The sequence below is a fragment of the Ruegeria profundi genome, assembly GCF_049800715.1.
Lineage (GTDB): Bacteria > Pseudomonadota > Alphaproteobacteria > Rhodobacterales > Rhodobacteraceae > Ruegeria > Ruegeria profundi_A.
Map to the genome: position 1 here is coordinate 166,366 of NZ_JBNAFO010000007.1, position 17,419 is coordinate 183,784.

Below are 17,419 nucleotides of genomic sequence, written 5' to 3' on the forward strand. Positions count from 1 at the left end.
AACCTCATACACGTCCCATCGCGAAACCACGCGCGATGTAGTTGCGGACAAACCAGATGACGATGGCGCCGGGGATGATGGTCAGGGTTCCGGCGGCTGCCAACAGACCCAGCTCATACCCCGCGCTTGAGGCGGTGCGGGTCATCACGGCGGCGATGGGTTTGGCCTCAACCGCCGTAAGCGTCTTGGCTAACAACATCTCGACCCACGAGAACATGAAGCAGAAGAAGGCCGCCACACCCACGCCCGCTTTAATGTTGGGCAGGAAAATCGTCACGAAGAAGCGCGGGAAGGAATAGCCGTCGACATAGGCCGTCTCGTCCAGTTCTTTCGGGATACCCCGCATGAACCCTTCCAAAATCCACACCGCCAAAGGCACGTTGAACAACGTATGCGCCAAGGCCACGGCTAGATGGGTGTCAAACAGCCCGATCGAAGAATAGAGCTGGAAGAACGGCAGGGCAAAAACCGCAGCCGGGGCCATCCGGTTGGTTAGCAGCCAGAAGAACAGCTGTTTGTCGCCCAGAAACCGATAGCGCGAGAACGCATAGGCCGCGGGCAAGGCCACACAGACCGACAACACCGTGTTGATCGTCACATAGATGATCGAGTTGATGTAGCCCCAATACCACGTCGGATCGGTGAGGATAGTGGTGTAGTTCTCCAGCGTGAAAGTCTGGGGGAACAGGGAAAAGCCCGACAGGATCTCGTTCGTGGTCTTGAAGGACATCGCCACCAGCCAATAGATCGGCAGCATCAGAAACGCGATATAGAGGATCGGGATAAGAGACCGCTTCTTCATTGAGCGTCATCCTTTGTCATCAAAGTGTAGAAGACCCAGCTGACCAGAAGCGTGATGGCGAAGTAGATCAGGCTCATCGCGGCCGCAGGGCCGAGGTCGAACTGTCCCAGCGCGATCTTCACAAGGTCGATCGACAGCAAGGTTGTTGAGTTGCCGGGGCCACCGCCGGTCAGAACGAAGGGCTCGGTATAGATGTTGAAACTGTCCATGAAGCGCAGCAGAACGGCGATGGTCAGGACGGTTTTCATCTTAGGCAGTTGGATATAGCGGAACACCGACCACGGGCTGGCGCCGTCGATCTTGGCGGCCTGATAATAGGCATCCGGGATCGACACCAGGCCCGCATAGCACAGCAGCACGACCAGCGAAGTCCAGTGCCAGACATCCATGACGACGACAGTGATCCAAGCCGACAGAGGCTGTTGCGTCATGTCATAGTTGATGCCCAGAACGTCATTCAGGAAGTAGCCCAGCAGGCCGATCTTGGGCAGAGTGAAGATGTTCCACATCGAGCCGACCACGTTCCACGGGATCAGCATCGGCAGGGCCATCAGGACCAGACAGACCGGCACCCAGAAGCCTTTGCGCGGCATCGACAGGGCGACGATGATACCCAAGGGCACCTCGATCAAAAGGATCAGGAAGGTGAACAGGAACTGCCGTCCCAGCGCGGCCTGAAAGCGGTCCGAACGCAGGATTTGCTCGAACCAGCCAAGCCCTTCCCAGAAGAACTGGTTGTTGCCGAAGGTTTCCTGCACCGAGTAGTTGACCACCGTCATCATCGGCACCAACGCGTTGAACGCGACCAGTGCCAGCACCGGCAGGACAAAGAACCAGGCTTTTTGGTTTTCTGTTCTCATCAGCTGCGCTCCTCGGTTGCGATCCAGCCGTCGCGGTAAACGCGGGATTGTTCTGGTTTGAATTGCAGGAAGACCTGTGAGCCTGGTTCAGGCACAGAGTGTTCGGTCACGGCCTTGAGGGCCGTGTTGCCGACCATCGCGCTGACCACATAGTGGCGGCCGATATCGGACACTTTGGTAACGTGCGCCGGAATGCCGGTATCGCCGAAGCCCACATATTCCGGGCGGATACCCAGATCGGTGCGGCCTCCGTCGCCATGGGTTGGGCCTTCCAACACCACTTCATGGCCCTCAAACACGGCCCGGTCGCCTTTGGCCTCGCAGGGCAGAACATTCATGCCGGGTGAGCCGATGAAGTGGCCAACGAAGGTGTGCTGCGGGCGCTCGAACAACTCCACCGGAGTGCCGATCTGCACAACCTCACCGTCTTGCATCACGACGACCTCATCCGCGAAGGTCAGCGCCTCGGTCTGGTCGTGGGTCACGTAGATCATTGTTGCCTGCACTTTCTGGTGCAACTCTTTCAGCTTCGAGCGCAGCTTCCATTTCAGATGCGGGTCGATCACGGTCAGCGGTTCGTCAAACATCACTGCGTTCACATCATCGCGCACCAGCCCGCGCCCCATCGAGATCTTCTGCTTGTTGTCCGGGCTGAGGCCGCTGGCGCGGGTGTTCAGCATATCCGTGACGTCCAGCATCTCGGCAATCTCATCGACGCGCCGCTTGATTTTGGCGGGATCGACGCCTCGGTTTTTCAGGGGAAAGGCCAGGTTTTCACCGACAGTCATCGTGTCGTAGATCACCGGAAACTGGAACACCTGCGCAATGTTGCGCTGATCGGGTGGAAGGGCTGTAACATCCTGACCGTCAAACAGAATCTGCCCCTCAGACGGTGTAAGCAGACCTGAGATAATATTCAGCAGAGTGGACTTGCCGCAGCCCGAGGGCCCCAGCAGTGCATAGGCTCCGCCGTCGCGCCACGTGACATCGACTTCTTTCAGCGCGTAGTCCTCGGGGCCTTTCGGCGCGGGCATGTAGCTGTGTCGCAGATTGGAAAGCTTGATCTGTGCCATGTCAGGCCACCCTTTGGCCGTCTTGGCCGAAATACCGGCAATGCGCCGGGTTCATATAGAAACTGTGATCCTCTCCGACCTGATAGGGGTGAACCCCTGCCGCCAAAGACACCCAGTCGTCCGAGCCATGCCGGAAATGCGCGCTGGAATCCGATCCCGAAAGCTCGGTCACGATCACGCGGCCTGTCAGTTCCACGTCAGCCTCGGACGTGCGGATTGGAGTGACGCGATGCGGACGCACGGCGACCATGTATTCGCCATCGGCCATGTCCTGAACCGCCCAGCCGCCGCCGCCAGCAAGCTGTGCCTGTGCTCCGGACACCGTGATGCGCGCCACATTGATCGGGGGGTCCGAGAATACGCGTGCGGCGGCCAGATTTTCGGGATTGCGGTAAATATCAGCCGTTGGGCCGAACTGCGTCACATACCCGTCTTCCATCAGCGCGGTATGACCGCCTAGCAAAAGCGCCTCTTCGGGTTCCGAGGTCGCATAGACCACCACCGCGCCGCGCCCGGCAAACAGATCCGGCAACTGCTCACGCAGTTCTTCACGCAGCTTGTAGTCGAGGTTGGCCAGCGGCTCATCCAGGAACACGGCGCGGCTTTCTTTCGCAATCGCACGCGCCAGCGCGGTGCGTTGTTGCTGACCACCGGATAGTTCGTGCGGACGGCGATGCAACATCGGGCGCAGTTGCAGCAGGTCGGCAGTCTCTTCCACGCGGCCTTCGATTTCGGATTTCGCCATACCAGCCACGCGCAGAGGCGATGCGATGTTGTCGAAAACGGTCATATGCGGGTAGTTCACGAAGAACTGGTGGACCAGGCTGATCTGCCGCTTCTGCGTGTTCAGCTTGGTGACGTCCTGCCCGTCCATAAAGACCTTGCCCGAGGCAATAGGGTCCAGCCCGGCCATCATCTTTATCAGAGAGGTCTTGCCCGATCCCGTCGCCCCCAGCAGCACATTGAAATGGCCGGTCTGCAGCGTCAGGGATGTGGGTTTGATATGGATGACGTTCCCGACCCGTTTGGTCGCGTCTTTAAGTTCGATCATGTCTGTGAATTCCGATCCCGCAGCGCCATGCGCTGTCTTGGTCTTGGGATGGGGATGCCGCAATCGGCACCCCCGGTTTCAATCGCTTACTGAGACTGCCAGCGCTGAACCAGTTCGTCATAGTTGACGGTCTGGCCTTGCGGCTTTTCGTTCTCAAGCTTGGCCTTGGGCGAGCCCTCTTTCTCCAGCCAGAAGGCAGGATCCTGCGGCTCGTTCAGACGTGGGCCGCAGCCACCGTAGACACCCGCGCTTTCATCCGCGGCCTGCATACGGGCCATGGTGATGTCCATTTCCTCGGCAAGACGATCCATCGCCTCTTGCGGGGTGAAGGCGCCCGAGTTCACGTCACCGATCTGCTGCCACCAGATTTGGGCCAGCTTCGGATAATCCGGAACGTTGATGCCGGTCGGCGACCATGCCACACGGTCAGGTGAGCGGTAGAACTCGACCAGACCACCCAGCTTGGGTGCGCGTTCGGTGAACGACTCGTGGTTGACCGAGCTGTCGCGGATGAAGGTCAGACCCACATGGGACTTCTTCACGTCAACAGTCTTCGACGTCACGAACTGAGCATAGAGCCAAGCCGCCTGGGCACGATCCTCGGGGGTCGATTTAAGGAACGTCCAGGAGCCCACGTCTTGGTAGCCGACCTTCTGGCCTTCTTCCCAATAGGGGCCGTGCGGGCTGGGCGCCATCCGCCACAGCGGCGTGCCTTCGTCGTCCACGGTGTTGTTGCCTTCGGACTTCGGCTTCACCATGTCAGCGGTAAAGGCGGTGTACCAGAAGATCTGCTGGGCCACGTTGCCTTGGCTAAGCGCTGGCAGCGACTGGTAGAAGTCATAAGACGCCGCACCCGGAGGAGCGTATGCCCGCAGCCACTCATCCCACTTGCGGATCGCGTAGACCGCAGCCGGACCGTTGGCCGCACCACCGCGCGAGACGGAGGCCCCGACAGGGTTACAGGTGCCCGCTTCCATGCGGATGCCCCATTCGTCAACGGGGATACCGTTCGGCTCACCTACGTCACCGGCACCGGCCATCGACAGCCACGCGTCGGTCATGCGCCAGCCAAGGTCAGGCGCGCGTTTGCCGTAGTCCATGTGACCGTAGATTGTCACACCGTCGATCTCTTTCACGTCGTTGGTGAAGAATTCGGCAATGTCTTCGTAAGCGGACCAATTGACCGGAACGCCAAGGTCATAGCCATACTTCTCTTTGAAGGCGGCCTTGTTGGCCTCGTCGTCGAACCAGTCTTTGCGGAACCAGTAGAGGTTCGCGAACTGCTGGTCAGGCAACTGATACAGCTTGCCGTCAGGACCGGTGGTGAACTGAATGCCCATGAAGTCACCCAGATCCAGCGTCGGCGAGGTCGTCGCCGCCCAGTCGCCCGCCATCATGTCGGTCAGCGGATAGGCCAGTTGCAGGCGCGAGTGCGTCCCGATCAGGTCACTGTCATTGACGTAACCGTCATAGAGGTTCCGGCCCGTCTGCAGCTGGGTCTGAACGGCCTGAACCACTTCGCCCTCGCCGAGGATCTGGTGATTGACCTTGATCCCGGTGATCTCTTCGAACGCCTTGGTCAGCACCTCAGATTCATACGAGTGCGTTGGAATGCCTTCTGACAGAACGTTGATTTCCATGCCGGCATAAGGCTGTGCAGCTTCGATGAACCACTTCATCTCGCCCATCTGTTCGTCTTTCGACAGAGTCGATGGCTGGAATTCGTCGTCGATCCAACGTTGTGCTGCGGCTTCGTCGGCCCAAACGGGACCGTGCCCCGCAATGACGGCAGCCGCCGCCACTGCGGAAAGTAGATGTCTCCGCATCTGTTTCCTCCCAAAAACTATGGATTCCGGCGCGAACCGGATGGCAACCAACATCAGCGATTTACCGCGCATCTGTCAAACTAAATTTTTAGTAATTGACGCGAGGGCAGAAATATTTCGCCTTAACAGCTGTTATCGTTGAGTTTTCCCGACATATCGAAGTATCCTGATTTCAGAACCTTGGCGGCAAAAGACCGGATTGGAACCAGGTCACAAAGCTGACAATCGAGAAAACAGGCAGCCCCGTCGCGCTTTGGATATCGGCCGCATAGGGGCACATATTGGTGCATTCCAGAACGATTGCGCCCAGCTCAGGATGGTTTTTTTGCAGCCGCAAAGCCGCCTCGACATTGTCAGCGCGCGCCTTTTCGACATCCAGAGACTCCTCGTTTCCCAGAATCGCGCGCGTGAATTCCTGCCCCCCTTCCGTCGTCCCGATCGGCGTTCCTTCGGGCACCTGCGCTTTCCGCAAATGGTCCTCGGTTAGGGTTGAGGCCGAGATGGTCAGGACCCCAGCACGCTTTCCAGCTGGCAGAATGCGATTAACCATCTCAACCTGCATCAACGACGAGGTCACGACCGGAACCGAAACGGCCTCGGACAATTCTTGCTGGAACAAGGACAGAAAACCACAATTCGTGGTGATGCCGTCCGCGCCATCGCGAACAAGGTCACGGGCCGCATCGACAAACGCGCTCAACATGCCCTCGGCGCCGCGCCGCACAACAAGGTCAGGCGAGGCATCGCGCACGATCCGATACAGCACCGGAAACGGCCAGGTCGTTGCGTTACCCATGTCGCCCGGAATGCGCGGAAACCGCGCATCGAGCATCAAGATACCCACCGACGCCCCGTAGATGGATTTCCCCCCTTGTGCGATCATCTGCCCCTCCTCCTGAGTTCTGAGCGTCGAATTCGCCCGACAGTTTCACATCCTCATGCGACTTGCCAACAGCGTTATCCGATCGCCTGCCTTTCGTCTGGCACAGCGCCCTCGGCAAAGGTCTCAATCGAGGTCATCAACTGCGCCAGAAACGCCTGCCCGATGGCGGAGAGCGGGCGGCCTTTGGCGGTGATAACCGCAAGATCCAGCATCACGGGCGGCTGAAACGGCCGGGTTTGATAACCGGCCTCACCATCAAAAGAGACGGTGAAAGGGTCGATCATAGCCACACCCATGCCTTGTTTGACAAAGCTGAGCAGGTTCTCTGACAGGTGCGTGTGAATCTTGGTCCGCCAGTCGCACCCGGCTTTCTGAAACACCTCGCGCGTCCGACGGTGGGTTTGATGCTCCGGCCCCATCACAATGAAGGGCTCGTTTTCAAGCAGTTCCGGCGTCAGGAGCTCATGCGCGGCCAGAGGGCTGTTTTCGGGAAACGTCGCCAGCGTTTCAAACCGAAAAACCTTGGCGTTCAGGGTGTCGTGCAGAATGGGCATCTCGACGATGCCGATCTCGAACAGGCCCGACGTCACCCATTCCTGAATTTTCGACGAATATTGCGATTGAAAGCTGACAGACAGATTTTGGCGGGATTGAGAGAACCGCGCAATCTCGCGCGGCATGAAGCCGAAGGACAGCATATGCGGGGCGGCGACTTGCAATTGGCCTGGGTGTTTGTTTTGCAAATCCGTAACCGCCTGCGCCACGTGATCCAGCCCGCGCACCACGGTATCGACCTCACGATAGAGAAGCTCGGCCTCGGGCGTGGGCAGCAAGCGTCCTTTGGTGCGTTCGAACAAAGGCAAGCGCGCCTCGCGCTCTAGCTGAGACAGAAGGTTGCTGATGCCCGGCTGTGAAATCCCAAGCACTGACGCGGCGCCGGTGACCGTACCTGTCTCCATGATCGCGTGAAAAGCCTGTAACTGACGAAATCTGAGGGACATTAGATCATCACTTTTTCTGATAGTATAAGCAAGATATAGTATTTGAAATGATATTCCGGTCAAGGCAGGCTGCGTCCTGACCGGAGGTGGGATGTCTGATCTACAACAGAAAATTACGGGCTATGATCTGTGGCACCTTGCGCTGCCGGTGACATCGCGTCGGGATCACGGCATCGGCTCGGTAGAGGGCGCGTGCGAGGTCGTCATCCTCAGATTGACCACTGAGGACGGCACGCAAGGGTTTGGTGAGGCCTCACCCTGGTCGGTGTTTACCGGCACGCCCGAGGCAACGTTTGCCGCGCTGGACCGCTATCTGCGCCCGCTGGTTTTAGGCGCGCGCCTGTCCGACCGGGCCGCGATCATGGCCCAGACCGCCCACGCCGTCGCCCATTGCACCGAGGCCAAGGCCGCGTTGGAGACCGCGCTGCTGGACCTGACTGGCCGCATCTCCTCACTTCCGGTTTGGGCCTTGCTGGGCGGCAAGTGCCGTGATGCGATCCCGTTGAGCTGCTCTATCGCCAATCCTGACTTCGCGCAGGATATCGACCTGTTGGCGCGATTGCGCGACGACGGCGTTCGGATCGTGAAGCTCAAGACAGGGTTCAAGGATCACGCGTTCGACATCATGCGACTTGAATATCTGGCCCAGAACCACCCCGAAATGGCCGTCCGCGTGGACTACAATCAAGGCTTGAGCATCGAGGACGCCCCGGCACAGGTGCGCGACGTGGCACAGTTTCAACCCGACTTCATCGAACAACCCGTGCGGGCGCATCACTTTGGCATGATGGCGCAGTTGAAGCAGATGATCGACGTCCCTCTGCTGGCCGATGAAAGCGTCTTTGGCCCCGAGGATATGGAACGCGCCGCGCGTGAGGGGATTTGCGATGGCGTCTCGGTCAAGATCATGAAATCCGGCGGTTTGACGCGAGGCCAGACGGTCGCCCGCATCGCCGCCACCCATGGGCTGAGCGCTTATGGTGGCGACATGTTCGAAGCAGGCCTGGCCCATCTCGCCGGAACCCACATGATCGCCGCAACGCCCGAGATCACATTGGGCTGCGAATTCTATCAGGCCATCTATTTCCTGACCGAAGATATCCTCGAAACCCCTTTCGAGGTGCGGGACGGTCAAGTCATCGTGCCAGACGCCCCCGGACTGGGCGGGAGGCCGGACGTGACCAAGCTCAACCACTATGCGATTGCGAAATCGGGGGCAGCATGAGCGACAAGAAAACAATTGCCATCATCGGCGCCGGGATTGTCGGCGTCTCGGCCGCGGTCTGGCTGCAGCGGGATGGACATGATGTAATCCTGATTGATAAAGCAGGACCTGCTGAGGGGACGTCTCATGGCAATGGTGGGGTACTTGCCTCCTGCTCGATCGTTCCGGTGACAGTGCCGGGCCTGTTAGGCAAAGCCCCCCGCATGCTGTTCAGCCCATCTGAGCCGCTGTTCATGAAATGGGGCTATTTCCCCAAGCTTGTGCCTTGGCTGACCCGCTACCTGAGCCACGCAAAAGCTGACGAAGTAGACCGGATCGCCGCCGCCCTGACCCCGATCATTGGCGACAGTTTGAACGACCACAAGGCCCTGGCCGAGGGGACAGGGGCTGAAAAGTGGCTGGTGCCGTCGGACTATCTGTTCCTCTACCGCGATCGAGCCCATTTCGAAGGGGACGCCTTTGGGTGGGGCATCCGGCGCAAGCATGGGTTTCACTGGGATGAGCTCGAAGGGCAGGCCTTGCAGGACTATGACCCGGTCTTCAGCCACGACATCTCATTTGCCGCTCGGCTGGCGGATCACGGCCATATCACCGATCCGGGCCGCTATGTGAAAGACCTTGCCGCCCATGTCGAGGCCAATGGCGGGCGCATTCTGCGCGCCGAGGTTGAGGATGTCATCCGAGACGCGGGCAAAGTCACCGGCGTGCGCGCGGGCGGCGAGACCATCGCCTGCGACTCGGCCATCGTCAGCGCGGGCGTCTGGTCCGGGCCTTTGGCCAAACGGCTGGGCATCTCGGTCCCGCTCGAAAGCGAGCGTGGCTATCATCTGGAACTGGTTGGACCATCGGCCATGCCCCGCAGCCCGGTCATGGTGGCCTCTGGTAAATTTGTTGCAACACCGATGGATGGGCGCATACGGTTGGCGGGTATTGTCGAATTTGGCGGGCTGGACGCTCCGCCCTCACGCGCGCCGTTTGAATTGCTGCGCAAGAACGCCCGCGCAGCCTTGCCCGGCGTGACATGGAAGGAGGAAATAGAATGGATGGGGCACCGACCGGCCCCTGCGGACTCGATCCCGATCATCGGTGAGGTTCCCGGTATTTCCGGAGCCTACATGGGCTTTGGCCACCACCATATCGGCCTGACCGGCGGCCCAAAAACCGGCCGTTTGCTGGCTCAGATGATCGCAGGGCGCACGCCAAACACAGATACCAGCGTCTACGCGCCAGCACGGTTCGCAACATGAATAATTCGGCTCAAGAAGCCAGTCCAACGCATAACAATAGGGAGACTATCATGAAGAAACTCACCAGCCTTCTCGCGGCAACCGCATTGACCGCCGCCGCGGCTGCCCCCGCCATGGCCGAGAAATGGGACATGCCGATGGCCTATTCGGCCTCGAATTTCCATTCGGCGACGGGTGCTGAATTTGCCAAATGCGTAACAACCGGAACCGGCGGCGAGATCGAGATCGTGACCCACCCGTCGGGCTCGCTGTTCAAAGGCGCCGACATCAAGCGCGCTATCCAGACCGGGCAGGCTCCGATTGGTGAGCGCCTATTGTCCGGACACCAGAACGAAAATGCGCTGTTCGGCTTCGACTCGATCCCCTTCCTTGCCACGTCCTTCGATGACAGCGCCAAGCTGTGGGAAGCGGCCAAGCCCTCGATCGAGAGCCTGCTGGCCGAGCAAAACCTGACGCTGCTTTACGCCGTGCCTTGGCCGCCGCAGGGGCTGTATTTCAAGAATGAGGTGAACTCGGTCGCCGATATGAAAGGCATCAAGTTCCGGTCCTACAACAACGCCACCTCGCGTCTGGCCGAGCTGACGGGCATGCTGCCGGTGACGATTGAAGCCGCCGAGATCAGCCAGGCCTTTGCAACCGGCGTGGCGGACTCAATGGTGTCCTCCGGGTCGACCGGCTATGACCGCAAGGTCTGGGAAAGCCTGAACTATTTCTACGAAGTCGACGCCTGGCTGCCGCGCAACTACGTGATGGTCAATTCGGACGTCTGGTCGGGTGTGTCTGACGCCAACAAGAACGTCATCAAAGCCTGTGCGGAGCTGGCCGAGTATGCCGGTAACTGGCGCGCCAAGGAATATACCGGCTTCACACTGCAGGGTCTGCGCGACGGTGGCATGACGGTTGGCCCGGCCTCTGACCAGATGGTGGGTGAGCTAAAAGAAATCGGCGTCACCATGACCAACGAATGGCTTGAGGCTGCAGGCGACGAGGGCAAAGCCATCGTCGATGCGTTCAACGCCGCACAGCAATAACGCCAAATCGGGCGGCAGGTCCTTCTGCCGCCTGCACTATCTCAAAAAAACAAACCAAGCGGGGACAGTATGGCGGTTATGCGTGGGCTTCGGTCCGTTCTGGATTTCATTTATCAAGCCGCCGGAGTACTGGCCGCGCTGAGCCTCATCGCCATTTTGCTGCTGATCGTAGTGCAGATGCTGGCCCGCTGGACCGGAGAGGTCTTTCCCGGCGCGCCCGACTATGCCGGCTACGCAATGGCGGCCGCGTCCTTTCTGGCTTTCGCCAATGCACTGAACCGAGGCAGCCATATCCGTGTGTCCATTCTGTTGAATGCTGTTCCAGACGGGTTCAGGCGTGTTCTGGAGATCTGGTGTTTCGCCATCGGCACAGCGGTCATGTGGTATTTCTGCTGGTACGCCTACCGCTTTGTCTATTGGAGTTGGAAATTCAACGATGTCAGTCAGGGGCAGGACAGAACCGCCCTGTGGATTCCTCAGTCCGCCATGCTGATCGGCGCCGTGATCCTCGCCATCGCACTAACCGACCATCTGCTCCACGTGCTGTTCAAGGGGGATCACCGCATCACCCCCGATCTGGCCGACCAAAGCCAGGGGGAATGAGCGCATGGAAAACCTTTCGATCATCATCCTGTTCATCTTCGTCCTCTTCACCCTGCTGGGCACCGGCGTTTGGGTCGGCCTTGCCCTGATGGGCGTCGCCTGGGTCGGGATGGAGCTGTTCACGACCCGCCCCGTCGGCGATGTCATGATAACCACGATCTGGTCAGCGTCCTCATCTTGGACCCTAACCGCCCTGCCCATGTTCATCTGGATGGGGGAAATCCTGTACCGAACGCGATTATCCGAGGATATGTTCAAAGGACTTTCGCCTTGGATGGCCCCTCTGCCCGGCGGGTTGGTGCATACCAATATCGTCGGCTGCACGGTCTTCGCTGCGGTGTCCGGCTCATCTGCGGCCACGCTGACCACTGTGGGCAAAATGTCGATCCCGGAACTGCGCAAGCGCAATTACCCCGAACGTATGATCATCGGCACCCTGACCGGAGCGGCGACACTGGGCCTGATGATCCCGCCCTCACTGACGCTGATCGTTTATGGCGTCACGATCAATGAATCGATCACCAAACTGTTCTTTGCCGGCATCCTGCCCGGCCTCGTTTTAGCCGCGATGTTCATGGGCTATGTCGCGATCTATTCGAAACTAGGCAAGGACTGGCAACCCAACGTCGAAGCCAAGCTGAGCTTCCGCGAGAAAATCCACAACTCTCGCTTCCTGTTGCCGGTGATCCTGCTCATCACGGTGGTGATTGGCTCGATGTATCTGGGCTATGCCACTGCAACCGAAGCCGCCGCATTTGGCGTGATCGGAGGACTATTGCTGGCCGCCGGTCAAGGGTCGCTCAACTGGAAAACCTTCACCGAAAGCCTGATGGGCGCAACGCGCACCAGCGCGATGATTGCCCTGATCCTTGCAGGCGCGGCCTTCCTGTCACTGTCGATGGGCTTCACTGGCCTGCCCCGAGGCCTCGCCGACCTGATCGCCGGGTGGGAACTGACACGGTTCGAGCTGCTGATGGTGCTGCTGGTCTTCTACATCATACTGGGGTGTTTTCTGGACGGCATCTCGTCGGTCGTGTTGACCATGGCCGTGGTCGAGCCGATGATCCGCGATGCAGGGATTGACCTGATCTGGTTCGGCATCTTCATCGTTGTTGTCGTCGAGATGGCCCAGATCACGCCGCCCATCGGCTTCAACCTATTCGTGATGCAGGGCATGACCAACCACGAGATGAGCTATATCGCCCGCGCAGCCATTCCGATGTTCCTGATCATGGTGCTGATGGTCTTTGTTCTGATCTGGTTCCCTGAGCTGGCCACCTGGTTGCCCGAGAACCTGCGTCAGAGCCCCGGCGGGTAGCGCCGCTTGAACCCGCTACATCTGGCGGCTCGCAACGGCCCCATTGTACTGGTCGCGGGGCTGGTTGCCGGTCTGCTCTTGCCCGGCCTTGCCGAGCCGATGCACCCGCTTCTGCCGCCGCTCGTCATGTTGCTGCTGTTCGTGACCGTCCTGAGGATGGAGCCAAAAACACTCATTGGCTCGCTATCAGACCTGCACAGCGTGATCCGCACGATTGCGGCACTGCAACTTGCGGTACCGCTGACGCTTCTGGCCATTGGATACACGGCTGGCTGGATGAGTTCGCCGATCTTCCTGTCACTGCTCATCGTCGCCGCAGCGCCCTCGATTTCCGGCAGCCCGAACATGTGCCTGATGATGGGACACCCGGCAGAACACGCGGTGCGCCTTGTGGTGGTGGGAACCGCGCTTTTGCCCCTGACGGCGCTGCCCGTCTTCTGGCTCATGCCAGAGCTGGAGGATCTTCGCGCCGTCACCGGTGCCTCGGCCCGCTTGTTCCTGACCATCGCCGTTGCGGCCTCCGCTGCGATCGTCTTGCGCCTGACTGTCCTCAGAAACCCGTCCGCGTCCACGCTCAGTAGTCTTGAAGGGCTAGGCGCGATCACCCTGGCGGTCTTTGTCATCGGCCTGATGCCATCACTCAGCGCGACTGCCTTCGAGGCCCCCGGCATAGCGCTGTTTTGGGTCGCTTTTGCCTGCGTGATCAATTTCGGCGCTCAGGTCGTGATGTTCAGTCTATTGCGCAGGCGAAGCGCCGCAGCACAAGCAACGGCTATTTCCTTGATCGCAGGCAATCGCAATATTGCCCTGTTCTTTGTGGCTTTGCCGCCCGAGGTCATCGCCCCGATCATGGTCTTTATCGGAGCCTACCAGATTCCGATGTACCTGACCCCGACCCTGATGCGGCGACTGTATCGAAGGAACGCGTCTGACCCATAGGCTGTGCCAATAGCTGCGCCTGCGATTGCCCGAAGATTACGCACTCAGACGTTGTTCGCCCAAAAATTGATCTAAGATTGCAGTCACTTTGCAAGCGCAGCAATCGATCTGTTGCCAACCCCATGCAGCGCGCCCAACTGACTCCGTATGAGCCAGAACCTGACAGTCGTTGTCGTAGAACAAAACCAAGACCGGGCCTTTGCCATCGTGGATGCGCTGAAGGAGTCCGGCGATGTCGATGTGTTCGTGATCGGCAATGCCTCGGGATTGGCGCGCAAGATTGCCACCCACAGCCCCGATATCGTCCTAATTGATATCGACAATCCGTCGCGCGACATGCTCGAGGAATTGACGGTCGCTTCTGGCCCACTGGAGCGTCCAGTCGCCATGTTTGTGTCCGGAGCAGCCGGAGGTTTGGCAAAAGCCGCAGTTGAGGCAGGTGTCTCGGCCTACGTGGTCGACGGCCTTCAGGCCGAGCGGATCAAGCCGGTGATCGACACGGCCATCGCTCGGTTTCAGGTCCTTCGCCAGATGCGGACGGAACTGGCTGAAACCCGCCGCGCATTGGAAGAACGCAAGGTGATCGACCGCGCCAAGGGATTGCTGATGAAGGCCAAAGGCGTGCCCGAGGATGAGGCCTATGCCCTGCTCCGCAAAACAGCGATGAACCAGAACCGCAGGGTGGCCGAGGTCGCCGAGGCGTTGGTTACGGCCTCGGGGTTGCTGTCATGAGGACCGTCACCCTGCCCGTGGCCTACATGCCGCTGGTCGACGCCGCCCCATTGATCGTCGCGCGCGAGATGGGGTTCGACCACGCCGAGGGCGTTTCGCTGGATCTGCGCCCTGCCCCATCCTGGTCGTCCCTGCGCGACATGCTGGCCTTCGGGCATGTTGATGCCGCGCATCTGCTGTCTCCGGTTCCGGTCGCGATGGCCTTGGGTCTGGGCGGTATCGCAACCCCGCTATCGGCCGTGTCCGTGCTGTCGATGAATGGAACCGTGATTGGAATTGGTACGCAATTGGCCGGACGGCTGGCGCATCAGGGATATGGTTTTGATTTCGCCGATGCCGCCAAAGCCGGCGCAGCATTGGCAAAAGCCGCCGGAGACGTTTTGGTCTTTGGCGTCCCCTTCCCTTTCTCGATGCATGTCGAACTGTTGCGCTACTGGGTGGCGGGAACGCCGCTGGCCTCGAAAAAGGTCGAAATCCGCACCGTACCGCCGCCATTGATGGCGCAGGCCCTCGCCGGTGGAGAGATTGACGCCTTCTGCGTGGGTGAGCCATGGGGATCCTTCGCGGTCGACGACAATGTCGGTACCCTACTTCTACCGGGTCAGGCGATCTGGACTTGCGCACCGGAAAAGGTTCTCGCCGTGCGCAACGACTGGGCTGAGACCGAGCCGCATCTGCTCGGCAGCCTGATGCGGGCCGTGTGGCGCGCCGGGCGTTGGCTATCAAGTGAAAACAGCCGCACAACCGCGTCCGAGATGCTGTCCCGCAAATCCTATCTCAACGTCTCGCCCGAACTGATCGACCGCGCCCTGATGGGAGAGTTCACGATCTCCGCCCGCGGCGAACAGCGCCATGTTGACGGGTTCGTCGAGTTCTTTGATGGGGCCGCCACCTTCCCATGGCGCAGTCAGGCGAAATGGATGGCCCATCAATTGGCGCTGCGAAACGGGCTGGATGTCACAACCGCTGAGCGTCAGGCCGCCAAGGTCTTTCGCAGCGATCTTTATCGTCGTGAACTGCAGGGTTTGGGTGTGGAATCACCGGGCGCCTCGGAGAAACTGGAGGGCGCGCTACCCACCTCGACCGCTGTGGCCTCAACCCATGGCAGCCTGATTCTACCCCCGAATGTCTTTTTCGACCGGCGCATTTTCGAGCCGACCGGTTAAGATTGCCTAATTTTTTTGCAGTGCAGCATTCATCAACGCTGCATTGCAGAAAAAGTACCTCTGAAATGCCAAAAAAGGATGACGGCCCAAGCCCGAAAAGGCTTAATCGGGTCAACGGCAGGCAACGACGCCCACCGTAAGAATTCGCCCGCCGAAATGGGCATCCACCAAGAGCAGAGCCGCTCGACCACCCGCCAATCCTCCCGGCGGTGTGTGTCGGCGGCTTTTTTGTTTGCCCAAAGCGATTGGGCTGAACCGAAAGGGATCGAGATGAAGAAGCTACTTCTGGGCCTTGTTGCGTCTACCGCGCTTGTCTCTCCGGCATTGGCCGAGCTGGAACTGGAAAAAGACGAGCTGACCTTTGGCTTTATCAAGCTGACGGATATGGCCCCGTTGGCCGTCGCCTACGAACAGGGCTATTTCCTGGAAGAGGGCCTGTTCGTGACGTTGGAAGCGCAAGCCAACTGGAAAGTGCTACTGGACGGCGTGATCGGCGGGCAGCTGGACGGCGCGCATATGCTGGCAGGCCAGCCTTTGGCTGCAACTATCGGTTATGGGACCGAGGCGCATATCATCACGCCATTTTCGATGGATCTGAACGGCAACGGCATCACCGTCTCGAACGAGATTTGGGAAGAAATGAAGCCCAATATCCCAAAGATGGATGACGGCCGCCCGCAGCATCCGATCAGCGCCGAGGCGCTTGCGCCGGTTGTTGAGAAATACAAATCCGAAGGCAAGCCGTTCAACATGGGCATGGTCTTCCCGGTTTCGACCCACAACTACGAGCTGCGCTACTGGCTGGCCGCTGGCGGTCTGCATCCGGGATATTACAGCCCCGAAAACGTGACCGGCCAGATCGGGGCGGATGTTTTCCTGTCCGTAACGCCTCCGCCGCAAATGCCCGCCACGTTGGAAGCCGGTACGATCTACGGCTATTGCGTGGGCGAGCCTTGGAACCAGCAGGCCGTGTTCAAAGGTATCGGCGTCCCGGTCATTACCGACTATGAGCTTTGGAAGAACAACCCTGAAAAGGTCTTCGGCATCACAGCCGAGTTCGCCGAAGAGTACCCAAACACCACTCTGGCCGTGACCAAGGCGCTGATCCGCGCGGCACAGTGGCTGGATGAAAACGACAACGCCAACCGCCCCGAGGCGGTCGAGATCCTCAGCCGTCCGGAATATGTGGGCGCGGACTATGACGTTATCGCCAACTCGATGACCGGCACCTTCGAATATGAAAAAGGCGACAAGCGCGAGGTTCCCGATTTCAACGTGTTCTTCCGCTACAATGCGACCTACCCGTTCTACTCGGACGCGGTATGGTACCTGACCCAAATGCGCCGCTGGGGTCAGATCGCCGAGGCCAAGCCCGACAGCTGGTATGACGAAGTCGCCAAGTCAGTCTACAAGCCCGAGATCTACCTTGAAGCCGCGCGCCTGCTGGTTGACGAAGGTCTGGCGAACGAGGCTGATTTCCCCTGGGACAGCGACGGCTACAAAGCCCCGACCCCGGCCGAGGATATCATCGACGGTATCGCCTATGACGGCCGCACCCCCAACGCCTATCTCGAAAGCCTCTCCATCGGTCTGAAGGGCGAGCAGAAGATCGTCGGTTCCGACGTACAAGGCTAATTCCCCAAAACGCCGCGCCCGGCCCTC

16 protein-coding genes are annotated in these 17,419 nt (G+C 59.5%); 9 read left to right on the forward strand and 7 right to left on the reverse strand.

Annotated elements, in window-relative coordinates:
* Positions 1-4 precede the first annotated feature (4 nt).
* From ACP15L_RS13250 to ACP15L_RS13280, 7 genes are all read right to left on the reverse strand, one after another.
* Positions 5-802 carry a carbohydrate ABC transporter permease gene (locus tag ACP15L_RS13250; protein WP_170378551.1) on the reverse strand — a complete coding sequence of 266 codons (798 nt, stop codon included), beginning with the start codon at positions 800-802 and terminating at the stop codon, positions 5-7.
* Positions 799-1,662, reverse strand: a complete 864-nt coding sequence (locus ACP15L_RS13255; RefSeq protein ID WP_085807799.1) for a carbohydrate ABC transporter permease — start codon at positions 1,660-1,662, stop codon at positions 799-801. Before ACP15L_RS13255 ends, ACP15L_RS13250 begins: the two co-directional genes overlap by 4 nt.
* Positions 1,662-2,735 carry an ABC transporter ATP-binding protein gene (locus tag ACP15L_RS13260; RefSeq protein ID WP_170701832.1) on the reverse strand — a complete coding sequence of 358 codons (1,074 nt, stop codon included), beginning with the start codon at positions 2,733-2,735 and terminating at the stop codon, positions 1,662-1,664. Before ACP15L_RS13260 ends, ACP15L_RS13255 begins: the two co-directional genes overlap by 1 nt.
* Position 2,736: 1 nt before the next feature.
* Positions 2,737-3,786: an ABC transporter ATP-binding protein gene (locus ACP15L_RS13265; protein ID WP_425084517.1), complete on the reverse strand. Its 1,050-nt coding sequence runs from the start codon at positions 3,784-3,786 to the stop codon at positions 2,737-2,739.
* Between the two features lie 86 nt (positions 3,787-3,872).
* On the reverse strand, positions 3,873-5,612 hold the full coding sequence (locus tag ACP15L_RS13270; RefSeq protein WP_425084518.1) for an ABC transporter substrate-binding protein: 1,740 nt from the start codon (positions 5,610-5,612) through the stop codon (positions 3,873-3,875).
* A gap of 172 nt (positions 5,613-5,784) precedes the next feature.
* A complete protein-coding gene (locus tag ACP15L_RS13275) occupies positions 5,785-6,495 on the reverse strand; it encodes an aspartate/glutamate racemase family protein (RefSeq protein WP_425084519.1) in 711 nt (236 codons plus the stop codon).
* 74 nt (positions 6,496-6,569) lie between these two features.
* Entirely contained in the window at positions 6,570-7,496 is a 927-nt protein-coding gene (locus ACP15L_RS13280) for a LysR family transcriptional regulator (RefSeq protein ID WP_425084520.1), read from the reverse strand.
* Positions 7,497-7,587: 91 nt separating this feature from the next.
* Between ACP15L_RS13280 and ACP15L_RS13285 the strand changes: the two genes are divergently transcribed.
* The 9 genes from ACP15L_RS13285 (at position 7,588) to ACP15L_RS13325 (ending at position 17,392) form a co-directional block, all read left to right on the forward strand.
* Positions 7,588-8,721, forward strand: coding sequence for an enolase C-terminal domain-like protein (locus tag ACP15L_RS13285; RefSeq protein WP_425084521.1), 1,134 nt, complete (start codon positions 7,588-7,590; stop codon positions 8,719-8,721).
* Positions 8,718-9,968: an NAD(P)/FAD-dependent oxidoreductase gene (locus ACP15L_RS13290; protein WP_425084522.1), complete on the forward strand. Its 1,251-nt coding sequence runs from the start codon at positions 8,718-8,720 to the stop codon at positions 9,966-9,968. The genes ACP15L_RS13285 and ACP15L_RS13290 overlap by 4 nt, the downstream gene beginning before the upstream one ends.
* A 50-nt stretch (positions 9,969-10,018) precedes the next feature.
* Positions 10,019-10,999: a TRAP transporter substrate-binding protein gene (locus ACP15L_RS13295; protein ID WP_170378565.1), complete on the forward strand. Its 981-nt coding sequence runs from the start codon at positions 10,019-10,021 to the stop codon at positions 10,997-10,999.
* A 78-nt stretch (positions 11,000-11,077) separates the two neighbouring features.
* Positions 11,078-11,602, forward strand: coding sequence for a TRAP transporter small permease (locus ACP15L_RS13300; RefSeq protein ID WP_419738744.1), 525 nt, complete (start codon positions 11,078-11,080; stop codon positions 11,600-11,602).
* A gap of 4 nt (positions 11,603-11,606) precedes the next feature.
* On the forward strand, positions 11,607-12,920 hold the full coding sequence (locus tag ACP15L_RS13305; RefSeq protein WP_170461618.1) for a TRAP transporter large permease: 1,314 nt from the start codon (positions 11,607-11,609) through the stop codon (positions 12,918-12,920).
* Between the two features lie 6 nt (positions 12,921-12,926).
* The gene (locus ACP15L_RS13310) at positions 12,927-13,859 is read left to right on the forward strand and encodes a hypothetical protein (protein ID WP_425084523.1); all 933 of its coding nucleotides are present in this window, start codon (positions 12,927-12,929) and stop codon (positions 13,857-13,859) included.
* Positions 13,860-14,006: 147 nt separating this feature from the next.
* The gene (locus ACP15L_RS13315) at positions 14,007-14,591 is read left to right on the forward strand and encodes an ANTAR domain-containing response regulator (RefSeq protein WP_170467312.1); all 585 of its coding nucleotides are present in this window, start codon (positions 14,007-14,009) and stop codon (positions 14,589-14,591) included.
* Entirely contained in the window at positions 14,588-15,757 is a 1,170-nt protein-coding gene (locus ACP15L_RS13320; RefSeq protein WP_425084524.1) for an ABC transporter substrate-binding protein, read from the forward strand. The genes ACP15L_RS13315 and ACP15L_RS13320 overlap by 4 nt, the downstream gene beginning before the upstream one ends.
* A 270-nt stretch (positions 15,758-16,027) precedes the next feature.
* A complete protein-coding gene (locus tag ACP15L_RS13325) occupies positions 16,028-17,392 on the forward strand; it encodes a CmpA/NrtA family ABC transporter substrate-binding protein (RefSeq protein WP_170643261.1) in 1,365 nt (454 codons plus the stop codon).
* The last annotated feature ends 27 nt before the right edge of the window (positions 17,393-17,419 follow it).